Annotated in this window: 3 protein-coding genes and 2 pseudogenes; 3 read left to right on the plus strand and 2 right to left on the minus strand. The window is 38.0% G+C overall.

What is annotated here, in order from left to right; translation table 11 throughout:
- Positions 1 to 193 (minus strand): annotated as a pseudogene (gene ppnK, locus L654_RS0107390) (NAD(+) kinase); the annotation flags it as partial.
- Positions 194 to 347: 154 nt separating this feature from the next.
- On the opposite strand from ppnK, the gene L654_RS0107395 reads away from it, so the two are divergent.
- Both L654_RS0107395 and grpE read left to right on the plus strand, forming a co-directional pair.
- The gene (locus tag L654_RS0107395; RefSeq protein WP_024590838.1) at positions 348 to 1,313 is read left to right on the plus strand and encodes an HrcA family transcriptional regulator; all 966 of its coding nucleotides are present in this window, start codon (positions 348 to 350) and stop codon (positions 1,311 to 1,313) included.
- 58 nt (positions 1,314 to 1,371) lie between these two features.
- A complete protein-coding gene (grpE, locus tag L654_RS0107400; protein WP_024607690.1) occupies positions 1,372 to 1,983 on the plus strand; it encodes a nucleotide exchange factor GrpE in 612 nt (203 codons plus the stop codon).
- 34 nt (positions 1,984 to 2,017) lie between these two features.
- Here grpE and L654_RS01000000125700 read toward each other — a convergent pair.
- Positions 2,018 to 3,222, minus strand: a pseudogene (locus L654_RS01000000125700) (Bcr/CflA family efflux MFS transporter).
- A 197-nt stretch (positions 3,223 to 3,419) separates the two neighbouring features.
- Between L654_RS01000000125700 and L654_RS0107410 the strand changes: the two are divergent.
- Positions 3,420 to 4,217 (plus strand): M48 family metallopeptidase, encoded by a 798-nt coding sequence (locus L654_RS0107410; protein ID WP_024607691.1) that lies wholly within the window; start codon positions 3,420 to 3,422, stop codon positions 4,215 to 4,217.
- Positions 4,218 to 4,305 lie beyond the last annotated feature (88 nt).

A 4,305-nucleotide genomic window follows, 5' to 3' on the forward strand; every position in this document is an offset into this window, starting at 1 on the left:
CTTGTTCACCTAAGTCGACTAACTTAACAAGTTTGTCATGCGGAATATCGTCTAACTGACTCCCTGTGCGTTTTTCTACTATTACCTCAAAGCCAAGCGCAAGTAAAAAGGTATGTAAACGCTGAAGGGTAGCAGCGGCTCCCGGGTGATTAGGTTTGCCAATTAGGCCTATGGTGTTAAAAGGAGAGTCCATAATGTACGCACAAAGAGATTTAATAATAGTAGAGTAACTCAAAACAGAAGTGTTTGAAAATACAGATTATAGCAATATTATAAACCTTCAATTTTATTCGTAGTGAGTTAGCTGCACGACTTGAAAAAGAACTAAACGCCCCGATATCTCTTTCATGCAACAAGATGTAGATACCATGAAACTAAACCCACGAGATCAGCAAATTTTTTCAGCTGTTATGAACATGTACTGTAATGGTGAAGGCTTGCCTGTTCCATCAACAAAAATTGCCAAGCTCAAAGGCATGGCAGTGTGTTCGGCTACGGTTCGTAATGCTATGGCTCGCTTAGAAAAAGTGGGCTTATTGTATTCACCTCATACATCCGCAGGGCGAGTGCCGACAAATGAAGGGTTTGATTATTGGTTTGACGAATTTTTTGTGCTTGCTGATATTGCTAATTATTGGCAACCACAGCAGTCACAACTCGTTGAGCTAGCGCATGGTTTAAGCCAAAAATATCAAGTATGCTGTTGTGTTGGTTTACCTCAAGCCAGTTCACAGCAAGTGTTTAGAGTAGAAGTGCTTGATTTTGATTCTACCGACTGGCTTATTTTATTAATAGATAGGGCAGGGCAGAGTCACAATATTTGTATTGATAAACCTCATGATTCGTCAGACTCTGTTCGTTATCAATTTGCCACGTGGTTGAATACTGTATTTAGCCAACAAACCTTAATGGAAGGTTTGTACCGTATGCAAGCTATGGCAAATACAGCGCCTCGAAATTGTCATGATTCGCTTAATCAATGGACGCGACAACTAAGCCAAAAATTAGGCTCAGATAATAGTATTGTTGTTGGTGAAAATTACCTCTACAAACAAATAGACTGCGAACAAAGTTTAAATATTGGTGTTTCGTTTTTAAATTATGTAGAAGATAAGCTTGCTTTTAAAAATGGTGTATCGGTACTTAATAGCGAAAAATTACCTTTTACTGAGTGCGATGAATTAATTGTAATAAGCGTGCCGTACTTTAAAAATCAAGAATATCAAAGCCGTTTTTGTATCATTTGTCCTAAATCAGCGCAGATTGAAGAAATAATTCAAGAATTTAAATTAATTGAGGCATCTAACTCTTGAATCTTTTTATTCAATCCCCATAATTACCGCAGTTGTAAAGAATTGGAGCACGTATTTTATGTCTGAGCAGACACAAAACCCTGAGCAAGAAGTAGAATTAAACGAAGAAATTTCTAAAATGCAGGCTGATGTAGAAGCAGCAGTAGAAGCCGCTGAACAGCATGCAGAACAAGAACAAAGCCCTGAAGCAGAAATTGCGATGTTATATGCAGAGCTTGAAGCTGCAAAGCAAACAATTGCTGATCAAAAAGACGGTGTTGTTCGTGCCGCAGCAGATGTAGATAATATTCGTCGTCGTGCAGCACAAGATGTAGAAAAAGCGCATAAATTTGCACTAGAAAAATTTGCTAACGAATTACTACCTGTAATTGATAACCTTGAACGTGCTATTGAATTTTCTGATAAAGAAAATGAGACACTAAAGCCGTTGCTTGAAGGTATCGATATGACGGTTAAGAGCTTTAATGACGCTGTTTCTAAATTTGGTGTTGAAATTGTAAACCCACAAGGTGAGCAGTTTAATCCAGATTTTCATCAAGCAATGTCAATTCAACCAAGTAACGATGTAACACCTAATACAGTACTTGCTGTTATGCAAAAAGGTTACACATTGAATGGTCGTTTATTACGCCCTGCAATGGTTATGGTTTCTAAAGCTGCTGACGCTTAATTAATTTAAGGTTATTAGCTTTGATAAAAATGCCTCATATTGAGGCATTTTTTTTGTCTTTTTTATAGTGAATTAGCTGTACGAGCATAGTGAGTAATACAGCACTAAACATTAAACTTGAAAATGGCACTGCGCTTTTTGCGTGCATAATGGCGAGTAGCGGGCCAACTAATGCACCACTACCAAAACGAAGTGTGCCAATTACGGCCGTTGCTGTACCTGTGTTTCTTTCAAACTTCATTAATATTAGCGAATCAGCATTACTTGCAGTGACACCTAAACTCATCATTAATGGCGCAATAGCAGCCACAATATAATAAAGTGATAAGTGCAATAAGCTAAATGTTAACAGCGCAAGCCCCGATACAAACCCACATACAAGCCCAATATAGAGCATTTTTCGAGAGCCCAGCCTTGGTACAATTCGCGTATTTAAAAAGTTACCAAACATCAGCGCCATTACATTAAACGCAAATAACACACCAAATAACTGTTCTGACACTTCATATAAATCTAAATAAATAAATGGTACTGAGGTCAAAAAGCAAAAAAATCCAAACGATACAAACATAGAACTGAGTATATCCGCACGTGCGTCTTTATTACTCAGTACAGTTTTATAGCTATCAAAAAATAGAGCGAGGCCTTTTTTCTCATTTTTATGAATAGGTATATCTATTAAATACACTTGTACAAACGCTAATATTAAAAAGCTATATCCAGCAAGAACCAAAAATATGGTTGACCAAACAGAAAATCCTAAAATAAACGAACCAACAGAGGGGGCTACTAACGGTGCTACCATCATGATCATCGACACATACGACATTCCCTTAGCTGTATTTTGCTGATAAATATGGCGAATAATACCCGGTACGACTACGGTTGNGCTGCCGCTCCGGTAAATGCTTGCACTGCTCTAAGAGTCCAAAACGCATGGATTTCGGTTGTAAATGCGAGTGCAAGTGAGCTTGCGCCAAATAGGGTTAAGCCAATACGTGCGAGCTTACGGCGGCCAATTTGATCGGCAATAGGGCCAAAAAATAACATCCCCAATGAATAACCCGCTAAGTAAATACTCAACGATATTTGTACATTTGGCATATTAGTTTTTAAATCGCTTGCAATTACCAGCATGGCAGGCAAATACATATCAATAGCCAAAGGAGTAATCGCCACGATACTGGCTAATAAAGGCAATAAAATACGGGTATTAAAAGACGAGGCTGAGGCGTCCATGTGTAAACTCAACAATCACTAAAAACAAGGGCTATAGTGTAACAGGGCATTGTATTTGGATAAACTTAGTTTGCCTGCTAAGTTTATCGTCTTATCGCATCTTTTTAATATAAAGGTATATAAAGCAAATATTTTAAATTGGTACTGTGTTTGCTATTCTACAAGCAATAAAAAATTCATTACTTAAGAGAATTATCATGAAAAAACTAGTACTTGCAGTATTAGCGACAGCCGTTTTAGTCGGTTGTAAAACGTCACCAACAGGACGCACTCAAATAGCGCTTTACTCAGATCAACAAATGAGTGATATGGGCACTGCTAGTTTTGCAGATATGAAAAAAAGCCAACCAATTAATAAAGATGCAAAAACAAATGCATATGTAAATTGCATTGCTGAAAAAGTAGTGGCTGTATTACCAAAAGAATACGCGTCGCAAAATTGGGAAGTAGTTGTATTTGAAGATGAATCTGCTAACGCTTTTGCACTACCTGGTGGTTACATTGGGGTTCATACGGGCTTATTAAAAATAGCCACCAATCAAGACCAACTAGCAACAGTGCTAGGGCACGAAGTAGGGCACGTAATTGCTGAGCATTCTAATGAACGTGTTTCACAAAGCTCTATTTTAGATACCGGTATGCAACTTGGTAGTGCAGCACTTGAAATGGGTAACATTCAATACCGTAATGAAATTATGCAGGGTCTAGGCTTAGGCGCACAGTATGGTGTTGTTTTGCCATTTAGCCGTTCGCACGAGTCAGAAGCTGATGAAATTGGTTTAGATTTAATGGCTGAAGCAGGCTTTAATCCACAAGAATCAGTAACCCTTTGGCAAAATATGAGTGCAGCAGGTAGTGGTACAACACCTGAGTTTTTATCAACTCACCCAGCGCCAAGCAGTCGTATTAAAGACTTACAAGCACAAATGAGTAAAGCACTTAGCGAGCAAAGTACAGCTAAAGCACAGGGTAAAAACCCACAATGTAAGTTGTAATACCAACCTGCATAAATCTTTGATCAATTTAACGAATTAAATTGCACTATAACGTCGTTAAAAATTTTTTATTTAGAACAACTAGATA

The sequence above is a fragment of the Pseudoalteromonas sp. TAB23 genome, from assembly GCF_000498075.1.
In the GTDB taxonomy this organism is placed as follows: domain Bacteria; phylum Pseudomonadota; class Gammaproteobacteria; order Enterobacterales; family Alteromonadaceae; genus Pseudoalteromonas; species Pseudoalteromonas arctica.